The organism is Lysinibacillus sp. NPDC059133 (genome assembly GCF_042755925.1).
In the GTDB taxonomy this organism is placed as follows: domain Bacteria; phylum Bacillota; class Bacilli; order Bacillales_A; family Planococcaceae; genus Lysinibacillus.
Map to the genome: position 1 here is coordinate 124,287 of NZ_JBHZDH010000004.1, position 19,696 is coordinate 143,982.

Consider the following 19,696-nt stretch of genomic DNA (forward strand, 5'->3'; position numbering starts at 1 on the left):
CATTCTTAAAGCTTTACTCATTTACAGCCCCCATTTAGTTTTCTTCGTTAACGTTACCATTGAGAATACCAAGCATAAGAATGTCCACCATTTCCTGCATTGTATCCTGAAGTGAAATCATATTTCTGTTTTGGGATGCATGTTCCATCAATCGATAAAGCCCGCCAATATAGACTTCTATAAAGATCTCTTTATTAAAGGGACGTATTTGATTTGCGACAATCCCTTCATCTATTAATGAAAAGATACCTGCCCATTGTTCATGAATAAAATCATCAAGAGTTTCCCATTGCTTTGGATAATATCGTTGAAGTTCCTCTAAATATTTGAGCTGAGCAAACTTAAAATCAGCCGGAATTAGTACAAGACTTTTTTGTAGTTTTTCTACAAGATTTAACGTTGAATCATGCAGAATTTCTTCCTCTTTCATTTTCAGCTCTTCAATTGCTAGATCAATCATTTCATTCAGTAGTTCTTCCTTTGAGGGATAGTATCCATACAATGTTTTAGTACTCATACCTAGTTGCTTTGCTAAATCCCCCATCGTAAACCGGAATCCTTTTCGTTCAGCTTCACTTATGGATACCTTTAAAATTCTTTCTTTCAACACTTTCACCTACTTCTAGGAAAACAAAAAAAGTTTTTTATTTTCCATATTTTACATTAGTGCAGAATGAAAATACTGTCAAATAAAAAAACACAGCTGCTTTTTAAAAGAAACAGCTGTGTTTTTTGTTATAAATTATAAAATGTTGTCGTATTTCTTGTAATGGTGTGCACCGCTTCCTGTGTTGTAAGCCCTTTTATCGAAGCAATAACCTCTATGGAATGATTCATCATCCAAGGCGATGTTCGTTTATTGTCAAAAGGACCTTCGAACGGCCATGGACCATCTGTTTCTACCATTATCAGCTCGATGGGGTATTTTTCGATCAGTTCTTGAATATCAGCCTCATACGTACAATCCGGCGTCACAGAAATGAAATACCCATTATGAATCATCCGTTCAACTATTTCCTCATCGCCTTTAAACCAATGAAAATGCGCTTTCGTTACATGATGTTTTTCTAGCAAATCACAAACAATCGCCGCATCCTCATAAACAGCATGTAACACTATCGGTTTATTTAACTCCTTTGCCAATACAATAAACCGTTCTAACAATGCCACATACGGACGATCATCAATCGCCTTCTCCTGCCTCAAATAATAAGGCAAGCCTACCTCGCCAATTGCCACCATTTCATGAGCGTGTTGGCGTATCCAATCGAATAAAACGTCTTCCTCCACATCACTAAGTAACGGTTGTTCGGGATGAAAGCCAAACGCTGCCTTTACCTTTCCGTAGGCTTTAGACAGCTTCAACGTCTGCTCACACGATGGAAGATTCATGCTAACGGCAATAACATGTTCAGCCTCCTCTAGCAAAGTAGGTACGTCATTTTCCTCATACTGATCTAAATGAATATGTGCATCAATCAACATTCGCTCCATCCTTTTCTTCTTTTAAATACGTGAATAACTGTTGCTTCAAAGCCGTAAACGAAGCGGAATGACGAATTTCTTCTTGGCGTGGCCTTGCAAAAGGTACGATTATTTCCTTTTTCATTGTCGCTGGTCGTTTCGTGAGTACAATGATACGATCAGCTAAAAACAGAGCTTCCTCGATACTATGTGTAACGAATAATATTGACTTTCGATATTCCTCCCATATCGATAAAAGCCACGCCTGCATTTCAAGCCTTGTAAACTCATCAAGTGCAGAAAACGGCTCATCTAAGCATAAGATGGGCTTATCACTAACAATGGCACGAATAAAAGATACACGCTGTTGCATACCCCCTGACAGCTCATTGGGATACGCATTTTCAAACGCTGCAAGCCCTACTTTGTCTAACCATTCCTTGGCCAAGTTCACGTTTGGTTTTCCATGAAGCTCCTCGACCATCGTGACATTTTCTACTATCGTACGCCATGGTAATAAACACGGCTGCTGAGGCATATAGCCAATCGTCCCTCTTTTTTGCTGGATATCTGTATCGTTCAATAAAATGGCACCCTTATCAATAGAAGAAACACCGCCAATTAATTGAAAGAGTGTACTTTTTCCACTGCCTGACGGACCAATAATCGCCACAAATTCCCCGTCCTTCACCTCAAAAGATAAATTACAAATGACAGGAAGAGCATCAAAGGATTTATCAATGTTTTGAATACTTAGCATGGCGTCCTCTCCCCTTCACAACAAATTTTTCTAAAAGTCGAATAGCACTAAATAATAGTAAACTTAAACATACGATGGCAAAAATCGCTACAAATACTCGATCCGTTCGAAATGAAGATTGTGCTAATGTCATATAAACACCAATCCCCATTTTCGCACCTAGCCATTCCGCAATGACAGCCCCCATGACGCTATAGGTTGCCGCAATCTTTATGCCTGAAAAAATCGCTGGATACGCATAAGGCCATTCAAGCTTCCAAAAGGTTTGTGCTTTCGTTGCACCAATCATCTCAAAATAATGCTTCAGCTCAGGCGAAGTTTGACGAAAGCCATCCATTGCCGAAATAACAATAGGGAAAAAGCACACAAGACAAATAATAATGAGCTTTGGCAATAAACCGAAGCCAAACCAAATGATTAATAACGGTGCTAGGACAAGTATAGGGATATTCTGCGACATAATGAGAATAGGATAAAATAGCTCCCTGACAAACGTAAAACGATGTAATAGCACAGCAACCGTTAGCCCAAATGATATCCCGATGGCAAGACCTAGAAGTGCTAATTGAACAGTCGCTAAAGCATGTGGCACAAACGTCTCATACGATTGAAAACCTTCTTTCAAAATGGCACTCGGTGCAGGCAAAAGCCAATGTGGAGTATCAGCAAAACGGACAATTAGTTCCCATATGAATAAGAGGAAGGCGATAAAAATTATCGTCCTTCCTTGTTTGAAAGCTTGCTTCATCACTGGTATTTCTCCGTCAATGTACCCATTGTAATACCAGATGGCTGATATAAAATTTTCACTTGCGTGATGACATTGATCGCGCCCAGCTCAATCATCTTGTCATTCATTTTTTCAATGATTTGTAGCAAAATCGATAGTTCACCCTCCATTGTCGTTTCTAGTGGGTGAACTTCATATTTAACTCCTGAAGCGTCGATAACCGCAATCGCTGCATCGACATATGGGATCACATCCTCATATTTTTCAGTTTTCGGTATAATTTGTACACTTATTAATGAGTTTGCCATATTACTTTGTCTCCTTTTTCGGTAAAAAGTCGTTTGTAAATGCTTGTTCTGCGTTAAATTCGCCCTCTAAAACTTTGTTGTCGGCCATCCATTTCGCGTAATTTTCCCAGACAGCTAGCTTTTGCTCGCCCCATTGTGCAGCGTCGTCTTGATACTTATCTGCTAGCCATTCCTGACTTTTATGCACAAGGTTCTTATCTAAATCAGGTACCGCTTCTAGTAAAATATCAGCTGCTTCATTTGGATGATTTATCGCATATTCATAGCCCTTTGCTGCAGCAGCGACAAATGCTTTGACCGTCTCAGGATCATCCTTAATCATTTTTTCATTTGTAGCAAGTACAGGTGTGTAATAATCTAACTGCTCGCTATAATCTGTTAAATAAAGCATGTTTAGCTTTTCGCCACGAAGTTCTGCTTCAATACCTGTCCATGCATAATAAATCCACGCAAAATCAATATCTTTTTTCATCATTGTGAAGAAATCTAAATCACCAGCATTGACGATATCTAACTTATTAATATCCGCATTTTTTGTTTGCATAAGTGATTGTAGTACAGCCTTTTCAAGTGGTGCACCCCAGCCACCGTATGTTTTACCTTCAAAATCCTTTGGTGACGAAATCCCTTTCGATGCAATAGATGCGAAGCCAGAAGTATTATGTTGAATAATCGCTGCAATCGATACTAAAGGTACATCCTGCACACGAGCCTGTGTAATTCCTTCCTGATAGCTTACGCCAAACTGAGCCTTCCCAGATGCCACAAGCTGATCTGCACCGGTTTCGCCAGGTAATAAAATATCAACATCTAAGCCCTGATCCTTAAAGTAGCCAAGCTTTTCCGCTACATATAAACCGGTATGATTTGTATTCGGTGTCCAATCAAGAACGACTGATACTTTTGTTAACCCTTTAGCATCCTTTTTAGCCTCTTTTTCGCTACAACCCACTAATGTTAAAAGTGCAGCCATCAGGATCAATAACCATTTTTTCATGTTGAATCCTCCAAGTAAGTAGTGTGAAAGTGTTCATGAATGAATGTCTTTACCAGCAGAAACCGTTCACGGTCTGTTTACACGTAAGGTATGTGCATGCAACAAAAGTCTGAAAACATAAAAAAACGCCCAGGATTCCTCCCAGACGTTTTACAATCAGTATCAAAAACTTTCTTTTTTTGAATAGATGTTCCCTACGCTGGTACGAGCCAAATCAGGTTCAAAGGGTCAGCGTCTATCGGACACAATCTCAGCTGGCAACTACCAGCCCCCCTACATTCTTTCCATATGAACTTTTCGTGATTATTATACCCATATCTATCACGAAATGACAAGTGGCTGTTTACCGATAGCGCTGAATTATTATTAAACAGCCACACCAAAGCACAAAGCTGATTGGTTTCAATTTACTAAAAAAAGCCCAGCTCTCAAAAGGAGCTGGGCTAGAAAACTAATTTTACTTTTCTTCTTTTTTGACCGTGAACACATGTGAAATGGCACCGTCAGCAGCTATATCTACTTTAAAGGAGCCGTTGGAGTGTCGATCTGCTCGCGTTAATGCTTGTACGTCAAGAATCTCTTGCACGCCTTTTTCCGTCTCGATCGTTAGCTGTTCCCCACCAGTTACCTTAACTACAGCCACGATACGATGTGGGTTCGCTTTTAACTCTGTTAATACTTTTAAGCCGCGTTTTGCACGACTAGCCAGCTCTACCTCGGCTACATTCATTTTCTTCACCGCACCGCGCTGCGTGACAATCGCCACATAGGCCGTGTCATTTGGCGGTAAAACATTGATACCGACTAATGCTTCTCCGTCTTTCAGCGTAATCCCTTTGACGCCGCCCGTTTTCACACCCGTTACTGGTAATTCCTCCATTGGGAAACGAATAGCATAGGCAGTATCTGTCGTTAACATTAGTTCTACCTCGTCCGTCACGATACCTGCAAAAATCATTTCATCTCCCGACTTGACATTCATCGTTTTTATCGGTTTCGAATAGCGTGTTACAGCATAATCTGCTACAGATGAGCGTTTAATTTGTCCATCTTTCGTAGCCGTTAAAATATACGTATTAGCCTGTTCGAATGTCTCAAAACCGTATACAGCAATAATAGATTCATCTTCTCCGGTCGGCACAATACTTGAAATATGCTGACCAAGATCCTTCCAACGAATATCTGGTAGCTCATGGACAGGCTGATAAATATAATTGCCTCGGTTTGTGAATAGCAATAGATGATGCTGCGTATTTAAATTTTCTTCATATAACAAATAATCGGAATCCTTCATCGCAAAATCCTGACCATTCGAAGCTGCATGTGAACGTGTAGATGTACGCTTAATATAGCCATCCTTTGTGACAGTCACTACGACCTCTTCACTTGGGACAAGGACATCTAACGTAATTTTGATTTCTTCAATTTCTTGTTCGATTTTTGAACGACGTGGCTCTGCAAAGCGCTTTTTAATGTCAAGTAGTTCCTGTTTAATAACACGTACAAGCTTTGCTTCACTATTAAGAATACCTTCAAGCTTGGCGATCAGTTTATTTAGTTCATCCTGTTCATGGCGAAGCTCTGTAATATCTGTATTCGTTAATCGGTATAATTGCAAGCTAACGATTGCCTCTGATTGCACTTCTGTAAAGTCAAATTTCACCTGTAAATTCGTTTTCGCATCTCGTTTATCATTAGACGAACGAATCGTTGCAATAACTTCATCTAAAATAGAAAGCGCCTTTATCAAGCCATCAACGATATGCGAACGATCTTTAGCTCTTTGTAAATCATAAATGGAGCGGTTCGTCACAACTTCCTTTTGATGGACAATATAAGAATCCAGTAACAATGGCAATGTCATCATTGTCGGACGACGATTATGGATAGCGATCATATTAAAATTATAGGCTACTTGTAAATCAGTTGTTTTGAACAAGTATTGTAAAATCCCTTGTCCAGGAACATCTTTTTTCAGTTCAATGACAACACGTAGGCCGGTACGATCCGATTCATCGCGAATTTCTGCAATTCCTTCAAGTCGTTTATCTACGCGTTGCTCATCGATTTTCTTCACAAGATTTGCTTTATTGACATCATACGGTAATTCCGTAATAACGATTTGTTCTTTGCCACCTTTAATTGGCTCCACGGCTGCTTGAGCGCGCACGATAATTTTACCGCGACCAGTCTCATACGCCTTTTTAATACCATCGACACCTTGAATGATCCCACCTGTTGGGAAATCAGGCCCTTTAATAACAGTCATTAATTCATCAACAGTAGTGTTCGGCTTATCTAAGCGCATGAGAACACCGTCTAGCACCTCATCAAGTGCGTGAGGAGGAATGTCTGTGGCATAACCGGCCGAAATACCCGTTGAGCCATTGACTAGTAAGTTCGGGAAACGAGCTGGTAAAACAGTCGGCTCCATATCCTGATCATCAAAGTTCGGTACAAATTCAACGGTTTTCTTGCCAATATCACGGAGCATTTCCGCTGCAATTGCAGAAAGCCTTGCCTCTGTATAACGCATCGCTGCCGGTGGGTCACCATCAACAGAGCCGTTATTCCCATGCATTTCAATAAGCATATGGCGCGCCTTCCAATCCTGACTCATGCGCACCATCGCTTCATATACGGAGCTGTCACCATGTGGGTGATAATTACCGATAACATTACCGACAGTTTTGGCTGATTTACGGAATGGTTTTTCGTTCGTATTGCCCTCTGTAAACATCGCATATAAAATACGTCGTTGCACAGGCTTAAGACCGTCACGTGCATCAGGCAACGCGCGGTCTTGTATAATATATTTACTATAGCGACCAAAGCGGTCACCCATCACTTCTTCTAAAGGCAAATCTTGGAATTTTTCCGTACTACTCATGCTTGGTCCTCCTCTTGTTGGATGAATTCATTTTCTAAAATATTTGAATCATCCTCCATACCGAAGTCTACATTAGCTTCGATCCATTTACGGCGCGGCTCTACCTTATCGCCCATTAATGTTGTCACACGTCTCTCAGCACGTGCGCCATCCTCAATCGTTACACGAATTAATGTACGCGTTTCAGGGTTCATTGTCGTATCCCACAGCTGGTCAGCATTCATCTCACCAAGACCTTTATAGCGCTGTAATATGTAACCCTTACCAACTTTTTTAATGGCCATTTGTAAATCTTTTTCGGTCCAAGCATATTCAATCACTTCTTTTTTACCAGTACCCCGTGATACTTTATAAAGTGGTGGTAATGCGATAAATACCTTTCCAGCTTCAATCAATGGTCGCATATAGCGATAGAAGAACGTTAATAGCAGCACTTGAATATGCGCTCCGTCCGTATCAGCATCGGTCATAATCACGACTTTGTCATACGATGAATCCTCGACAGAGAAATCTGTTCCGACGCCAGCACCAATGGCATGGATAATCGTTGAAATTTCCTCGTTTTTCATAATATCCTGAAGCTTTGCTTTTTCTGTATTAATAACTTTACCACGCAATGGTAAAATTGCTTGGAACGTACGATCTCGTCCTTGTTTTGCAGATCCTCCAGCAGAGTCACCTTCGACTAGATACAGCTCGTTTTTCGCCGTATTTCGAGATTGTGCAGGTGTTAATTTTCCGGAAAGAATCGTACTGCCTTTTTTGCTTTTCTTGCCGTTTCGTGCATCTTCACGTGCTTTACGAGCCGCTTCACGTACTTGCTGCGCACGAATAGCTTTACGCACAAGAGAGGCAGACAATTCAGCGTTTTCCTCAAGCACATATAAAATTTGCTCCGAAACAACACTATCTACTGCCGAGCGTGCCTCACTTGTCCCGAGTTTCCCCTTCGTTTGACCTTCGAATTGCAATAAATGCTCTGGTATACGAACAGAAATAATCGCTGCTAAGCCCTCTCGAATGTCTGTCCCTTCAAGATTTTTATCTTTATCTTTTAACAGACCAATTTTTCGTGCATATTCATTGAAAACACGCGTTAACGCTGACTTGGCACCTGTTTCATGTGTTCCACCGTCCCGTGTACGTACATTGTTAACAAATGAAAGGATTGTTTCAGAGTAGCCATCATTGAATTGGAAGGCGAATTCTACTTCAATATCGTCTTGAATCCCTTCCACATACTTAACGGGATGAAGAACATCCTTTTCCTCATTCAAATAAGCAACGAAAGCTTCAATGCCGTTCTCATAAAAGAAAACATCACCTTTGCCTTCCTCGCGTTCATCGATTAACTCAATTTTTAAGCCTTTTAATAAAAATGCTGACTCTCGTAAACGTTCTGCAAGCGTATCATAATTGTATTTTGTTACAGAGAAAATCGTGTCATCCGGTAGAAAATGAACAAGTGTTCCTGTTTGTTTTGTTTGTCCTATTTCTTCTAATGTTGTTACAGGATGGCCACCGTTTTCAAAGCGTTGACGATACTTTTTACCGTCCCGATGAATCGTTACTTCTAAAAAAGTGGATAAAGCATTAACAACAGAAGAACCTACACCATGTAAGCCACCGCTTGTTTTATAGCCACCTTGCCCGAATTTACCACCAGCATGTAAGACAGTAAAGATAATTTCGGGAGTGGGTTTCCCCATCTTATGCATACCTGTTGGCATTCCACGGCCGAAGTCTCGAACGCTGATACTTTGATCTTTATGAATATGGACAATGATATGAGAACCAAAGCCAGCCAGTGCTTCATCCACCGCATTATCTACGATTTCATATACTAGGTGATGAAGTCCACGGCCATCTGTAGAACCGATATACATGCCGGGTCGTTTTCGTACCGCTTCTAATCCTTCTAATACTTGAATGGCGTCATCATTATAGACGCTTGGTGACTGTTTATTCGCCAAAAAATTCCCCTCCAAAAAACAAAACGCATGTTCTATTTATGTTCTCTTCCTAATAATAATAGCATTTCCTGTCAATAGCTAGTGACAGACCCAATAAATTTTTAAAATTTCCTCACAGCTTTGTCGTTTTGAGCTTTTTACTGAAAGAAAAAGTTGCAATAGTTGCTTTAATATGTATTACTAACTATCCTATTCCCTTGACGCAGGATCGTAAACATTAGTTGCATAAATAAAACAACATAGGGCTATCTTCTGGTCATTACTCTCATTTCAAAACGATACCGATCGCTATAGGTTTTGGTCTTCCATACAGAAGCATTTGAATATCCCCTGAAAAATATACAATTCAGTACTTAATAGGTTCCTTCTGTCTATTAGAAAATTCATACTAACTTACTCTAGAAATTAAAGATAGACTTCTATTCTACCAAAGGAATGGATGATTGACAAAATTGCCTTTATACCTATATTTTTAGAAAGGGCTTTCATGCAACCTGCAACCAACATGAATCATGTCAAAAAGCCTAACATATATTAAACTACATATAAAAATCCTTGAAAAATAGTTATCTTTTATAATGAATTCAAGATACACGAAGAAATCTCCTTCATGACATTGTAGATTGTAGAGAAAAAGTGTAAAATATTTATTACATATTATTAGTACCAAGTAATAATCTATGGATGAAAGGAGTCCAGCTATGCTAAATGGACTTATTATTTTATGTGCTTATCTAATCGGCTCTATACCTTCTGGATTATGGGTAGGCAAAATTTTTTATAAAACGGATATTCGTGAACACGGAAGCGGTAATTTAGGTGCGACAAATACATTTCGTATTTTAGGAAAAAAAGCAGGAATCGTCGTAACGATTATGGATGTCTTAAAAGGTACAGCAGCCGTATTACTTGTAGCTCTTCCTGTATTCTCTGAAGTCTCCATTCACTCGCTAATTCTTGGACTAGTAGCCGTTATTGGGCATATGTTCCCTATCTTTGCAGGTTTCCGCGGAGGGAAAGCGGTGGCAACATCAGCAGGCGTTCTCTTAGGATATTCATGGCCTCTATTTGTCTTATTATTTATTGCTTTTATTGTAACATTAAAAATAACGAAAATTGTAAGTTTAACTTCGATGATTGCCGCTTTAGTAGCACTTATTTATTCAATCGTATATTATTTTGTTACAGGCGATTTTGCGTTAGGTATTTTAGTAGCATGTTTATTTACTTTTATCATGTACCGTCACCGAGCAAATATTGCCCGCATTAAAAATGGTACCGAGCCAAAGGTGAAATGGCTGTAACGAGGAGAGGAACATTCTAATGAATATCGTACTAACAGATGAAGCACTACAATGGTTCAAACAAGAGATGGAAGTAGAATCCGGAGATACTATTCGTTTTTATGCTAGATATGGTGGTTCCAGTCCTTTTCATGAAGGCTTTTCTCTTGGTATGACACGTGAAGAACCAATCGAAATTGGTGTAAAGACAGTGATTGACGATGTTATCTACTATATAGATGAAAAAGATTTATGGTTTTTCAATGATCACGATTTATATGTAGATGTGGATGCTACAAATGACGAATTAAAATATGAGTATAAAAAATAAAGCAGTGTTTCCTTTCGTTAGACGAAGGGAACACTGCTTTTTTATATGAGTTCACTTCTAATTTTGGTTTATCTTCTCTCAAAGTTGCACATTCTATATTTATGTAAAAACTTGAGGAGGAAAAAACATGTCTATTTCTAAAATTGCCGATACCTCCCAAAACAATGACCAACTGTATAGTTCTCTTTCTCAAAATTTGAAGATGATTAAAAACACACTCGGGAATAGTAATGACCTTGTCATACGAGAAGTGATCATTGGAAAAGCAGAACAATATACGATGGCGATCATCTATGTAGATGGCTTATCCGATAAAATAAGCATTTCTAATGCTGTGATTGATAAATTAATGCTTGCTATTGAAGATAATCAAGATTCAGAAATAGAAAAGATTATTCGATATTTAAAAGATTCTTGTTTAACAGTCGGCGATGTGAATGATATTTTCCATTTTTCAGCACTGTACAACTCTATTTTAAATGGTGATACGGTCATCTTATTAGATGAATCTTCAACGGGTATCGTAACAAGTACAAAAGGTGCAAAAGATAGAGCCATTATGGAGCCATCGACAGAATCGGTCATTAGAGGTCCAAGGGAATCCTTTACGGAAACGTTACGAACTAACACGGCCCTTATCCGTCGAAAAATTAAAAGTCCGAATCTTTGGATCAAGTCCCGTATTATCGGTGAAGTAACAAAAACGGAAGTTGCCGTTATGTATATAAATGGCATTGCGAATGACAAAATAGTAGCAGAGGTTCTTGCCCGATTAGATCGTATTAATATTGATGGTATTTTGGAAGGCGGCTACATCGAAGATTTTATTCAAGACTCTAAATCCACTATATTCCCTACAGTTTATAATTCTGAACGACCTGACGTTATTGCTGGTGAACTATTAGACGGTAAAATTGCTATTTTAGTGGATGGTTCACCGTTTGTCCTAATTGTACCGGCCCTATTTACATCCTTTTTACAGTCTGCTGAAGATTATTATCAACATTGGATGATTAGTACTCTTATCCGCATTTTGAGATTTTTTGGAATTAGCTTAGCCTTGGTGGCACCATCGCTTTACATAGCGATCACCACCTTCCATCAAGAAATGCTACCAACTCCTATGCTAATAAGTATTGCATCTCAACGAGAAGGAGTCCCCTTCCCTGCCGTTGTAGAGGCACTCATTATGGAGCTTGCCTTTGAGGTGTTAAGAGAAGCAGGTCTTCGAATGCCAAGAACAATTGGACCAGCAGTATCCATTGTTGGAACATTAGTGATCGGTCAAGCAGCCGTAGAAGCAGGAATTGTTTCAGCCGTAATGGTCATTATTGTGGCACTAACAGCCATTAGTAGCTTCTTGTTCCCTGCCTATGGCTTATCCAATACAGTTCGTGCGCTTCGTTTCCCATTAATGATTGTATCAGCAATAGTTGGATTGTTTGGTCTTATGTTTGGACTTATGATCATCATCCTGCACTTATGTAGCCTACGAACTTTCGGTGTTCCATATTTAAGTCCGTTCGGTCCATTAGTTTTACAGGATCAAAAAGATGCACTAGTGTTGTTCCCGCGTAGAGCTTTATTGACTCGACCACGCTTAATTAGTCAAAAAAATACTGTCAGAGGTCATAAATATTTTAATACGAAAAAAAGGAATCAATCAAATGTGTAAACGAGGAATGCACCATGGCAAAATGTAAGGCAATATGTTTACTAATGATTCTTACTTTACTTTTAAGTGGTTGCTGGAGTAAGCGTGAACTCAATGAATTAGCGATTGTCGCTGCATTAGGAATAGATAAAGTAGATCATGAATTTGAGATAACTGTTCAAGTTGTAGATACTGGTGAAATCTCCACCAAACAGCCTACTTCAGGACGATCACCAGTGATCACTTACCAGGCAAAAGGTAAAACGGTATTTGAGGCCATTAGAAAAATGACAACAGTAACTGCTAGAAAACTTTATTTTTCTCATCTACAAATAGTTGTGCTCGGTGATGAATTAGCAAAAGAAGGAATTAGCGAGCCATTAGATTTAATTTCAAGAGATCATGAATTCAGAAATGATTTCGATGTCATCGTTGCTCATGACGCGACTGCCGATGAAGTTTTAAATGTATTAACACCTATCGAAAAAGTACCAGCAAATAAAATGCTAAAATCTCTTAAAACATCAGAGAAATCTTGGGGTACAACTCAATCCATTAAAATTGATGAATTAATCAATACTTTAAATAACAAAGAAAAAAGTGTAGTCATGTCTGCCATTGAAATCCATGGGGATAAAAATGTTGGAATGGAACAAACGAATGTTAAAAGATCGAAATCTCCTGTGCTATTGAGGTATACGGGCTTAGCTGTATTTAAAGAAGATAAATTCATTGGGCTTTTAACGGAAGATGAGAGTAGAAGCCTCGGTTTTTTAATGGACAAAATAGAAAGTACCATTGAAATTCTTGCTTGCCCTAAGGGAGGTACGTTATCAACTGAAATTACGCACTCAAAGACGAAAATAAAAGGTAAATTTGAAAAAGGAGCTCCTAAAATCAATGTTTCTATAGATGTTAGCCAAAATGTCGGAGAAGTTGAATGTAATATAGATCTTACTAAAGAAAAATCGATTCTAAACATCAATAAAAAAACGGAAGAACTTATTAAAAAACGAATCGAAAAAACAATCAGTACAGTTCAGCAAAATTATCGGGTCGATATTTTTGGATTTGGTGCAGCACTTCATCGCACAAATCCTAAAGAGTGGAAAAAAATAAAAAAAGACTGGCTAACTATATTTCAAGAGCTACCAGTTAAAGTTGAAGTACATGTGAACACACAAGGATTAGGGACGATGGAAAACTCATTAGTGAATAAGACGAAGGGAGAATAAGCCATGATTATGACGATATTCATTCTAATCATTTCTGCTAGTATTGCCTTTGCCTTCATTCCAACATTAAAAAAAAATAAAGAAACGAAAACGATCGTTATTTTTTCGATTTTTTTATTGCTAGGTGCTGCATTAAATATTGCGGTCTCATTAAGGCTCAAAATTCCGAGCCCACTAGACTTAATTACCTTTATTTTTTCACCAATTAAAGATTTAATCGTCTCCCTGACAAAATAATAAGGCAACTTTATGTTAAGAAAAGGGGTATCGTTCATGATGGAAAAAGAAATAATTAGTTCAAGACAATTTATGATCATTACCCTTCTCTTTTCAATTGGCACAGCCATTTTAATTATCCCTGCAAGTGTAACAAGCGAAGCAAAGCAAGATGCATGGATTGCAGCGATCATTGGTGTCGTTTTAAGTTTGCCCATAATAAAGCTTTTCGTTGCTTTAGGAAATAGAACACCTACCCTTACATTTGTAGAGGCTAATGAAAAGATATTAGGTCGTTTTTTCGGAAAAATTACTGCAATTTGCTTTATAATTATATCCTTACTTTCTGCCGGTGAATTATTATATTTCATTGGAATTTTCATGAAAACGGAAATAATGCCAGAAACACCTACAATGGCCTTTGCATTTATGTTCAGTATTATCATTATTTATGCTGCATTTCTAGGAATTGAAGTTTTTGCTCGTTCTGCAGAAATACTGTTTCCAATATTTGCCCTAATTTTCATTTTCTTTGTAATTTTCATTTCACCATCCATCCAGATTGAAAATTTACAGCCAATAATGGAAACACCAAAAAAATCAGTATTCTTTAGTATGATTCGATTTATAAGTCTTTTTTCATTCCCGCTTGTTGTATTATTAACGATTTTCCCTTCCGCAGTTAACGTCCAAAAATCTGCACAAAAAGGTTTTTACATTGGCACAATTATTGGAGGAATTGCCTTAATTTTGATCATCGCACTGTCTATCCTTGTCCTAGGTCCCGAAAATACAGCTGCTAGGACATTTCCTAGCTATTCATTAGCTCAAAGAATTTCAATCGGTAATTTTTTGCAGCGTATTGAAGTAATTATGGCCGCCATGTGGATAATCTCAATTTATATTAGAACTTTTATGTATTTTTATGCTTCGGTTATCGGTATCGCACAAATATTTAAAATTAAAAATCATCGACCGCTCATTTTTCCACTCGGTATGATTATCCTTGGAATTTCACAAATTGTTCATCCTAATATCATTCATTCAGATATTTACAATAGAGATACATGGCCAATATTTTCCTTCGTTTTCATGATTTTATTACCATTAGTTTTATTACTTGTCGCGATGATTCGTAAAATTAATGGGAATCAAGGAAATACTACGCAATGTAGTAGTAATACACAAAATGAAAATGGTAGTAATAACGGAAATGCTACACAAAGTGACAGTAGTAGCAATAGCCAAAATTCTTCTCAGAGTCAAAATTGCAGTAATGGTGGTAATGCTTCTCAAAATGAAAGTAGTAACAATGACCAAAATTCTTCTCAGAGTCAACATAATAGCAGCAATGGTGGTAATGCTTCTCAAAATGAAAGTAGTAACAATGACCAAAATTCTTCTCAGAGTCAAAATAGCAACAATGGTGGTAATGCTTCTCAAAATGAAAGTAGTAACAATGGCCAAAATTCTTCTCAGAGTCAACATAGCAGCAATGGTGGTAATGCTTCTCAAAATGAAAGTAATAACAATGGCCAAAATTCTTCTCAGAGTCAAAATAGCAGTAATAGCGGAAATGCTTCTCAAAGTGAAAGTAACAATAACGAAAACGCTGTTCAAAATGAAAGTAGCAGTAATGCCGAAAAGCCTACACAAAGTGAAAATAGCAACAATGGCGGAAATGCTCCTAAAAGTATGAGTGACAACGATACCGGTAATACTACACAGAATGATAGCGATACCGGCAATACTCCAAATAGTGATAAGAATGGAAAATCGCCAGACAATTAACAGCAATGTGGTTCATCACCAAAAGTTGTGCGTGACATTTGTTGATTAGAGTGGAGACTGGGCGACTCTTCAGGGACCAGCGTCACGCGTCACAGATAAGACCCTGCAGCGAAGCGGAGCGGCTCATCGGACGCCTCAGGAAAGCGCCCAGTCGGGAACATAGTAAAGTAAAAAATGATGACCCTAAAATATCAAGGTCATCATTTTTAATTGCTATTGAACATTAATCAATTATGCCTCGGCATAATTGCGTACGGAGTGCTAACGCAGCGTCAGCAACGTGTGTTGACTGTGCGAAAGCGTAGTGAAACGTAGCGACAGCGGCAGCAACGGATATTTGGACACCCGCTGAAAGAAGTTAAATATGATATTCAATTTGATCAACGAAATCCCATTCGTATGGTGTTTCTTGGTAAACATAGTAGTTCAGCCAATTTGAGAATAATAAATGTGTATGGGCACGCCACGTATTAATCGGTTCATTTCCTGGATCATCATTTGGGAAGTAATTCACGGGTACCTCAATATCTAATCCTTTCGCAACATCACGACTATATTCATCCGCTAAAGTTGTCGCATCATATTCAAGATGGCCAGTAATCATAATGTTTTTATTATCCTTAGATTGCACAATGAAAACACCCGCATCTTCTGAATAAGATAGTAATCGTAAATCAGGATGGTTAAGTACTTCATCAATTGATACGGATGTATAACGTGAATGTGGTGCCGTAAATGAATCACTAAAGCCACGTACTAAATCCACCGTTAAATCCGTAATGACATGAGAGTATACACCTGAGCATTTAGCAGGAAGCTCAATTTTACCGATATCGTAATGATGGTATAACGCTGCCTGAGCACCCCAACATATATGTAAGACTGATGTTACGTTTGTTTTGGACCAATCCATAATTTCTGAAATTTCCTGCCAGTAGTTCACTTCTTCAAATGCCATTTTTTCTACTGGTGCACCCGTAATAATCATGCCATCATAGCGACGATGACGAATTTGATTAAACGTCGTATAAAATAATTGCAAATGTGATTTACTAACATTTTTCGATTCATGTGTAGCCGTATTTAAAAATGTAATATTCACCTGTAACGGTGTATTACCTAATAAACGTAGTAATTGCAGCTCTGTTTTTTCTTTTTCCGGCATTAAATTAAAAATTAAGATATTTAATGGACGAATTTGTTGAGTTTTCGCTCTGTCCTCTTCCATAACGAATATTTTTTCCTCACGTAAATGTTCTCCAGCTGGTAAGTTTTTTGGAATATTAATTGGCATCTTGCATTCCCCTCTCTAGTTAAAATCAATTGGGCCTTAGTCTCCATGCACAGGCCCTGTTCAAAGCTCATTAAGTCTTCTTTTTCGATGAAATTAAAAAATCCCCCTCATTCCATTTGAGATAGAATGAGAAGGATTTTTCCACGTTCACTCTTATCTCTCAAAGGACAAATCCTTTGCTGGAATTAGCACCTTTCTAACTTTTGTTAGAGGTTGCTGAAGCGTCATCGGGCCAAATCCCTCAACTTCTCATGATAAGATTATTTAATTAAAAAGAATTGTAACACGAACAATTAAGAATATCAATAATACATAGAATATTTTGTTATTAACCATGCATGTCATGATGTAATTTGTTTAACACTAATCTTGAAACTATGTCTACATATTTTATGGTAAACAAGCTGTAATTATGTTAACATATACCTTTAGTAACAGAGAGGAACGTGAATAGTTTGATTAAAATTGAATTTCCAAAACCAGATTTAGTAATTCGCCAACGCGAACAAGATTTAAAGCCAGGTGATGTACCAATCACACCGTACCATGGTTTTATTGATTTCCATAAAATCACACGTGAAAACGGTGGTATTTTCTTATTTTACAATGAAGAGAACGAACTATTATTTGTCGGTAAAGCTCGTAAAATTCGTCAACGTATTAAGAAGCATTTTGAGGACAATGTGTCACCGATGAAAAATCATCGTAATGAAATTTTCAAAATTGAAGTGTATGAAGTGGAAGATCCAATGGAACGTGAAATTTACGAAACATACGCGATCAATTCATTCCGCGCTAAATACAATGTTGATAAAGTTTTTTATTAAGATAAAAAATACTATTTAACAAAAAATAAGAGTCTGCTCGCCATCCTGTAATGTACATGATGGCGAGCAGATTCTTTTTAATATTTTACTCTACAAAAAATGCTTTACGTTCTTTCGTAATCCATTCCTCAAGCTCCATCTCATCGCGCTTTAACAGTCGATTAACAAGCACGTCATGCCATATATAATCCTCTAATAAATAGATATGAACAGGATCATTTGTAATAAAAGCCGTTTCTTGATTTGACGGTGAGTGACCATAAATCATCTCTTGACCATCTACAGACAGAATAAACCAATGGGGCGTGGAAGCTGTCCTCGTATATTGAGTAACGCGATGCTGGTCAATGGTTGCAACATTTTCATCCACATACAATGTAATACCATGAACCGGAATGTGCTGAGCGACCGCATGTATATCTTCTCGCAATTCTTCATACATATCTACCCACATTGATAATAGTACTTTTTTCTCCGCTTTTTTTAATAACGACTGACAATAATTGACGATTGCCTCTTTTCCTTTTAACGTGACAACCTTATGCTCCGTTTCCTGCTCTTTTACCTCTAATTTTTCTAATTGATCACTTATCGACGTGAAATTCGATTGCCAACGTTGCTGAATTTGTTGTAAAAATACAGCGACAGGAATGGAAGAGTATGTCGTTTGATCTGCCGTTTCTTCTTTCAGTACTAACCCTTTTTCAACAAGTACATTAAGTATGTCATATATTCTTGCACGTGGGATACCGGAGTTTTTACTTACTTGATAGGCACTAACATGACTATTTTGTACGAGTGCCGTATAGGCCTTTGCTTCATATTCTGTGAATCCTAGCTCTTTTAATTGGGCGATTAATAATTCCATCGAATCCCTCCATTTCCTCTATTATAGTTGAAGGCCATGAAGATTAGCCAACGAAAAAAATTAGTCTTTACAGCTACGCAAAATTTAGTTACTATTTCAGTAGTAACTATCTAAAGAGGTGTAAACATGCTATTTGAAGTAGATTTAAATGTAGTCATATTATTAATATCTTTTGGATTTTTAGCCGCCTTTGTGGATGCGGTCGTTGGTGGTGGTGGCTTAATTGCATTACCTGCCCTTATGTTTGCCGGGTTAAATCCAGCAGCAGCCGTAGCAACCAATAAACTTGCTGGCACCATGGGATCTTTGACATCAACAATTTCCTTTTATCGTTCCGGTCAGCTAGAAATTCGTTCGGTACTCAAATACTTTCCGCTAGCGTTTATAGGATCCCTTTTCGGGGCATGGACAGTACATCTAATCAATCCTGAATTACTAAAACCACTCATGCTCATAATGCTTGCTGCTGTTGCAATCTATACAATCTTTAAAAAAGATTGGGGTTCAGTAGCTGCGGTCAAAAATTTAAAATTTACACACTTAGTTTTATTCATGCTGTTGTTATTTAGCATTGGGTTTTATGATGGGTTTCTTGGTCCAGGAACTGGCTCATTTTTAATTTTTAGCTTTTTATTAGTCGGCTTCGATTTCTTAAAGGCTGCAGGAAATGCTAAATTTCTAAACTTCGCAAGTAATTTTGCTGGTCTTTTAATGTTCGCCTACTTAGGTCAAATTCATTATGTCTACGGTTTACTAATGGGTATAGCTCAAATTGCCGGTGCAATGGTAGGCTCGCGTGTTGCGATTAAAAAAGGTAGCGGTTTTGTCCGCGTATTGTTTATTATCGTAACGATTACTTTGTTAACTAAGAATGCTTATGATTACATAAAAAACGCCGTAAATATCTAGCTCTACGGCGTTTTAGTTGTTGACACACTTTGGCGTTCTATTCCTTTAATTCGGAGGGGCTATCCATCATTTTGAAGGTACTATCCGTCGCTTCAGTGATTCTTTCCGTCACTTCGAAGGTTTCTTCCGTCGCTTCAGCGATTCTTTCCGTCGCTCCGGAGGGTCT

At 38.1% G+C, this 19,696-nt stretch carries 18 protein-coding genes and 2 riboswitches; of the genes, 8 read left to right on the top strand and 10 right to left on the bottom strand.

Going from position 1 to position 19,696, the window contains the following annotated elements:
• Positions 1-34: 34 nt before the first annotated feature.
• From ACFXN8_RS03930 to parE, 8 genes are all read right to left on the bottom strand, one after another.
• Positions 35-607, bottom strand: a complete 573-nt coding sequence (locus tag ACFXN8_RS03930; RefSeq protein WP_386842924.1) for a TetR/AcrR family transcriptional regulator — start codon at positions 605-607, stop codon at positions 35-37.
• A 128-nt stretch (positions 608-735) separates the two neighbouring features.
• Positions 736-1,485: a TatD family hydrolase gene (locus ACFXN8_RS03935; protein WP_386842926.1), complete on the bottom strand. Its 750-nt coding sequence runs from the start codon at positions 1,483-1,485 to the stop codon at positions 736-738.
• Positions 1,475-2,224 (bottom strand): ABC transporter ATP-binding protein, encoded by a 750-nt coding sequence (locus tag ACFXN8_RS03940; protein WP_386842928.1) that lies wholly within the window; start codon positions 2,222-2,224, stop codon positions 1,475-1,477. Before ACFXN8_RS03940 ends, ACFXN8_RS03935 begins: the two co-directional genes overlap by 11 nt.
• Positions 2,202-2,972: an ABC transporter permease gene (locus ACFXN8_RS03945; protein ID WP_386842956.1), complete on the bottom strand. Its 771-nt coding sequence runs from the start codon at positions 2,970-2,972 to the stop codon at positions 2,202-2,204. Before ACFXN8_RS03945 ends, ACFXN8_RS03940 begins: the two co-directional genes overlap by 23 nt.
• Positions 2,972-3,262 (bottom strand): thiamine-binding protein, encoded by a 291-nt coding sequence (locus tag ACFXN8_RS03950; protein ID WP_376070416.1) that lies wholly within the window; start codon positions 3,260-3,262, stop codon positions 2,972-2,974. The genes ACFXN8_RS03945 and ACFXN8_RS03950 overlap by 1 nt, the downstream gene beginning before the upstream one ends.
• A 1-nt stretch (position 3,263) precedes the next feature.
• Complete coding sequence (locus ACFXN8_RS03955; protein ID WP_376070418.1) at positions 3,264-4,259, bottom strand: ABC transporter substrate-binding protein; 996 nt, start codon at positions 4,257-4,259, stop codon at positions 3,264-3,266.
• Positions 4,260-4,433: 174 nt separating this feature from the next.
• Positions 4,434-4,544, bottom strand: a riboswitch (TPP riboswitch).
• 172 nt (positions 4,545-4,716) lie between these two features.
• The gene (parC, locus tag ACFXN8_RS03960) at positions 4,717-7,149 is read right to left on the bottom strand and encodes a DNA topoisomerase IV subunit A (protein WP_386842931.1); all 2,433 of its coding nucleotides are present in this window, start codon (positions 7,147-7,149) and stop codon (positions 4,717-4,719) included.
• Positions 7,146-9,122, bottom strand: a complete 1,977-nt coding sequence (gene parE, locus ACFXN8_RS03965) for a DNA topoisomerase IV subunit B (RefSeq protein ID WP_386842933.1) — start codon at positions 9,120-9,122, stop codon at positions 7,146-7,148. Before parE ends, parC begins: the two co-directional genes overlap by 4 nt.
• Positions 9,123-9,823: 701 nt before the next feature.
• Here parE and plsY point away from each other — a divergent pair.
• The 6 genes from plsY (at position 9,824) to ACFXN8_RS03995 (ending at position 15,632) form a co-directional block, all read left to right on the top strand.
• Complete coding sequence (gene plsY, locus ACFXN8_RS03970) at positions 9,824-10,426, top strand: glycerol-3-phosphate 1-O-acyltransferase PlsY (RefSeq protein WP_376070427.1); 603 nt, start codon at positions 9,824-9,826, stop codon at positions 10,424-10,426.
• A 19-nt stretch (positions 10,427-10,445) separates the two neighbouring features.
• Positions 10,446-10,736, top strand: coding sequence for a HesB/YadR/YfhF family protein (locus tag ACFXN8_RS03975; protein WP_376070429.1), 291 nt, complete (start codon positions 10,446-10,448; stop codon positions 10,734-10,736).
• 127 nt (positions 10,737-10,863) lie between these two features.
• The gene (locus ACFXN8_RS03980) at positions 10,864-12,411 is read left to right on the top strand and encodes a spore germination protein (protein WP_386842936.1); all 1,548 of its coding nucleotides are present in this window, start codon (positions 10,864-10,866) and stop codon (positions 12,409-12,411) included.
• Between the two features lie 14 nt (positions 12,412-12,425).
• A complete protein-coding gene (locus ACFXN8_RS03985) occupies positions 12,426-13,625 on the top strand; it encodes a Ger(x)C family spore germination protein (protein ID WP_386842938.1) in 1,200 nt (399 codons plus the stop codon).
• Between the two features lie 3 nt (positions 13,626-13,628).
• Positions 13,629-13,862, top strand: a complete 234-nt coding sequence (locus ACFXN8_RS03990; RefSeq protein WP_376070437.1) for a hypothetical protein — start codon at positions 13,629-13,631, stop codon at positions 13,860-13,862.
• Between the two features lie 36 nt (positions 13,863-13,898).
• Positions 13,899-15,632, top strand: a complete 1,734-nt coding sequence (locus tag ACFXN8_RS03995) for a GerAB/ArcD/ProY family transporter (protein WP_386842940.1) — start codon at positions 13,899-13,901, stop codon at positions 15,630-15,632.
• Between the two features lie 358 nt (positions 15,633-15,990).
• On the opposite strand, the gene metA is transcribed toward ACFXN8_RS03995, so the two are convergent.
• The gene (gene metA, locus ACFXN8_RS04000) at positions 15,991-16,926 is read right to left on the bottom strand and encodes a homoserine O-acetyltransferase MetA (protein WP_376070445.1); all 936 of its coding nucleotides are present in this window, start codon (positions 16,924-16,926) and stop codon (positions 15,991-15,993) included.
• Between the two features lie 150 nt (positions 16,927-17,076).
• Positions 17,077-17,187: riboswitch (SAM riboswitch) on the bottom strand.
• A gap of 194 nt (positions 17,188-17,381) precedes the next feature.
• On the opposite strand from metA, the gene ACFXN8_RS04005 reads away from it, so the two are divergent.
• Positions 17,382-17,753: a nucleotide excision repair endonuclease gene (locus ACFXN8_RS04005; RefSeq protein WP_370044156.1), complete on the top strand. Its 372-nt coding sequence runs from the start codon at positions 17,382-17,384 to the stop codon at positions 17,751-17,753.
• Positions 17,754-17,838: 85 nt separating this feature from the next.
• Here the strand turns inward: ACFXN8_RS04005 and ACFXN8_RS04010 are convergent, their stop codons facing one another.
• The gene (locus ACFXN8_RS04010) at positions 17,839-18,621 is read right to left on the bottom strand and encodes a TrmB family transcriptional regulator (RefSeq protein ID WP_386842943.1); all 783 of its coding nucleotides are present in this window, start codon (positions 18,619-18,621) and stop codon (positions 17,839-17,841) included.
• Between the two features lie 126 nt (positions 18,622-18,747).
• Between ACFXN8_RS04010 and ACFXN8_RS04015 the strand changes: the two genes are divergently transcribed.
• On the top strand, positions 18,748-19,530 hold the full coding sequence (locus ACFXN8_RS04015; protein WP_386842945.1) for a TSUP family transporter: 783 nt from the start codon (positions 18,748-18,750) through the stop codon (positions 19,528-19,530).
• Positions 19,531-19,696: the final 166 nt, after the last annotated feature.

Excerpts from the sequence above, each read along its gene's own strand:
- ACFXN8_RS04010 (WP_386842943.1), bottom strand. The coding sequence starts at position 18,621 with ATGGAATTATTAATCGCCCAATTAAAAGAGCTAGGATTCACAGAATAT.
- ACFXN8_RS03950 (WP_376070416.1), bottom strand. The coding sequence starts at position 3,262 with ATGGCAAACTCATTAATAAGTGTACAAATTATACCGAAAACTGAAAAA.
- ACFXN8_RS03955 (WP_376070418.1), bottom strand. The coding sequence starts at position 4,259 with ATGAAAAAATGGTTATTGATCCTGATGGCTGCACTTTTAACATTAGTG.
- ACFXN8_RS03940 (WP_386842928.1), bottom strand. The coding sequence starts at position 2,224 with ATGCTAAGTATTCAAAACATTGATAAATCCTTTGATGCTCTTCCTGTC.
- ACFXN8_RS03945 (WP_386842956.1), bottom strand. The coding sequence starts at position 2,972 with ATGAAGCAAGCTTTCAAACAAGGAAGGACGATAATTTTTATCGCCTTC.
- ACFXN8_RS03990 (WP_376070437.1), top strand. The coding sequence starts at position 13,629 with ATGATTATGACGATATTCATTCTAATCATTTCTGCTAGTATTGCCTTT.
- ACFXN8_RS04015 (WP_386842945.1), top strand. The coding sequence starts at position 18,748 with ATGCTATTTGAAGTAGATTTAAATGTAGTCATATTATTAATATCTTTT.
- ACFXN8_RS03985 (WP_386842938.1), top strand. The coding sequence starts at position 12,426 with ATGGCAAAATGTAAGGCAATATGTTTACTAATGATTCTTACTTTACTT.
- metA (WP_376070445.1), bottom strand. The coding sequence starts at position 16,926 with ATGCCAATTAATATTCCAAAAAACTTACCAGCTGGAGAACATTTACGT.
- ACFXN8_RS03935 (WP_386842926.1), bottom strand. The coding sequence starts at position 1,485 with ATGTTGATTGATGCACATATTCATTTAGATCAGTATGAGGAAAATGAC.
- plsY (WP_376070427.1), top strand. The coding sequence starts at position 9,824 with ATGCTAAATGGACTTATTATTTTATGTGCTTATCTAATCGGCTCTATA.
- ACFXN8_RS03975 (WP_376070429.1), top strand. The coding sequence starts at position 10,446 with ATGAATATCGTACTAACAGATGAAGCACTACAATGGTTCAAACAAGAG.
- parC (WP_386842931.1), bottom strand. The coding sequence starts at position 7,149 with ATGAGTAGTACGGAAAAATTCCAAGATTTGCCTTTAGAAGAAGTGATG.
- ACFXN8_RS03995 (WP_386842940.1), top strand. The coding sequence starts at position 13,899 with ATGATGGAAAAAGAAATAATTAGTTCAAGACAATTTATGATCATTACC.
- ACFXN8_RS03980 (WP_386842936.1), top strand. The coding sequence starts at position 10,864 with ATGTCTATTTCTAAAATTGCCGATACCTCCCAAAACAATGACCAACTG.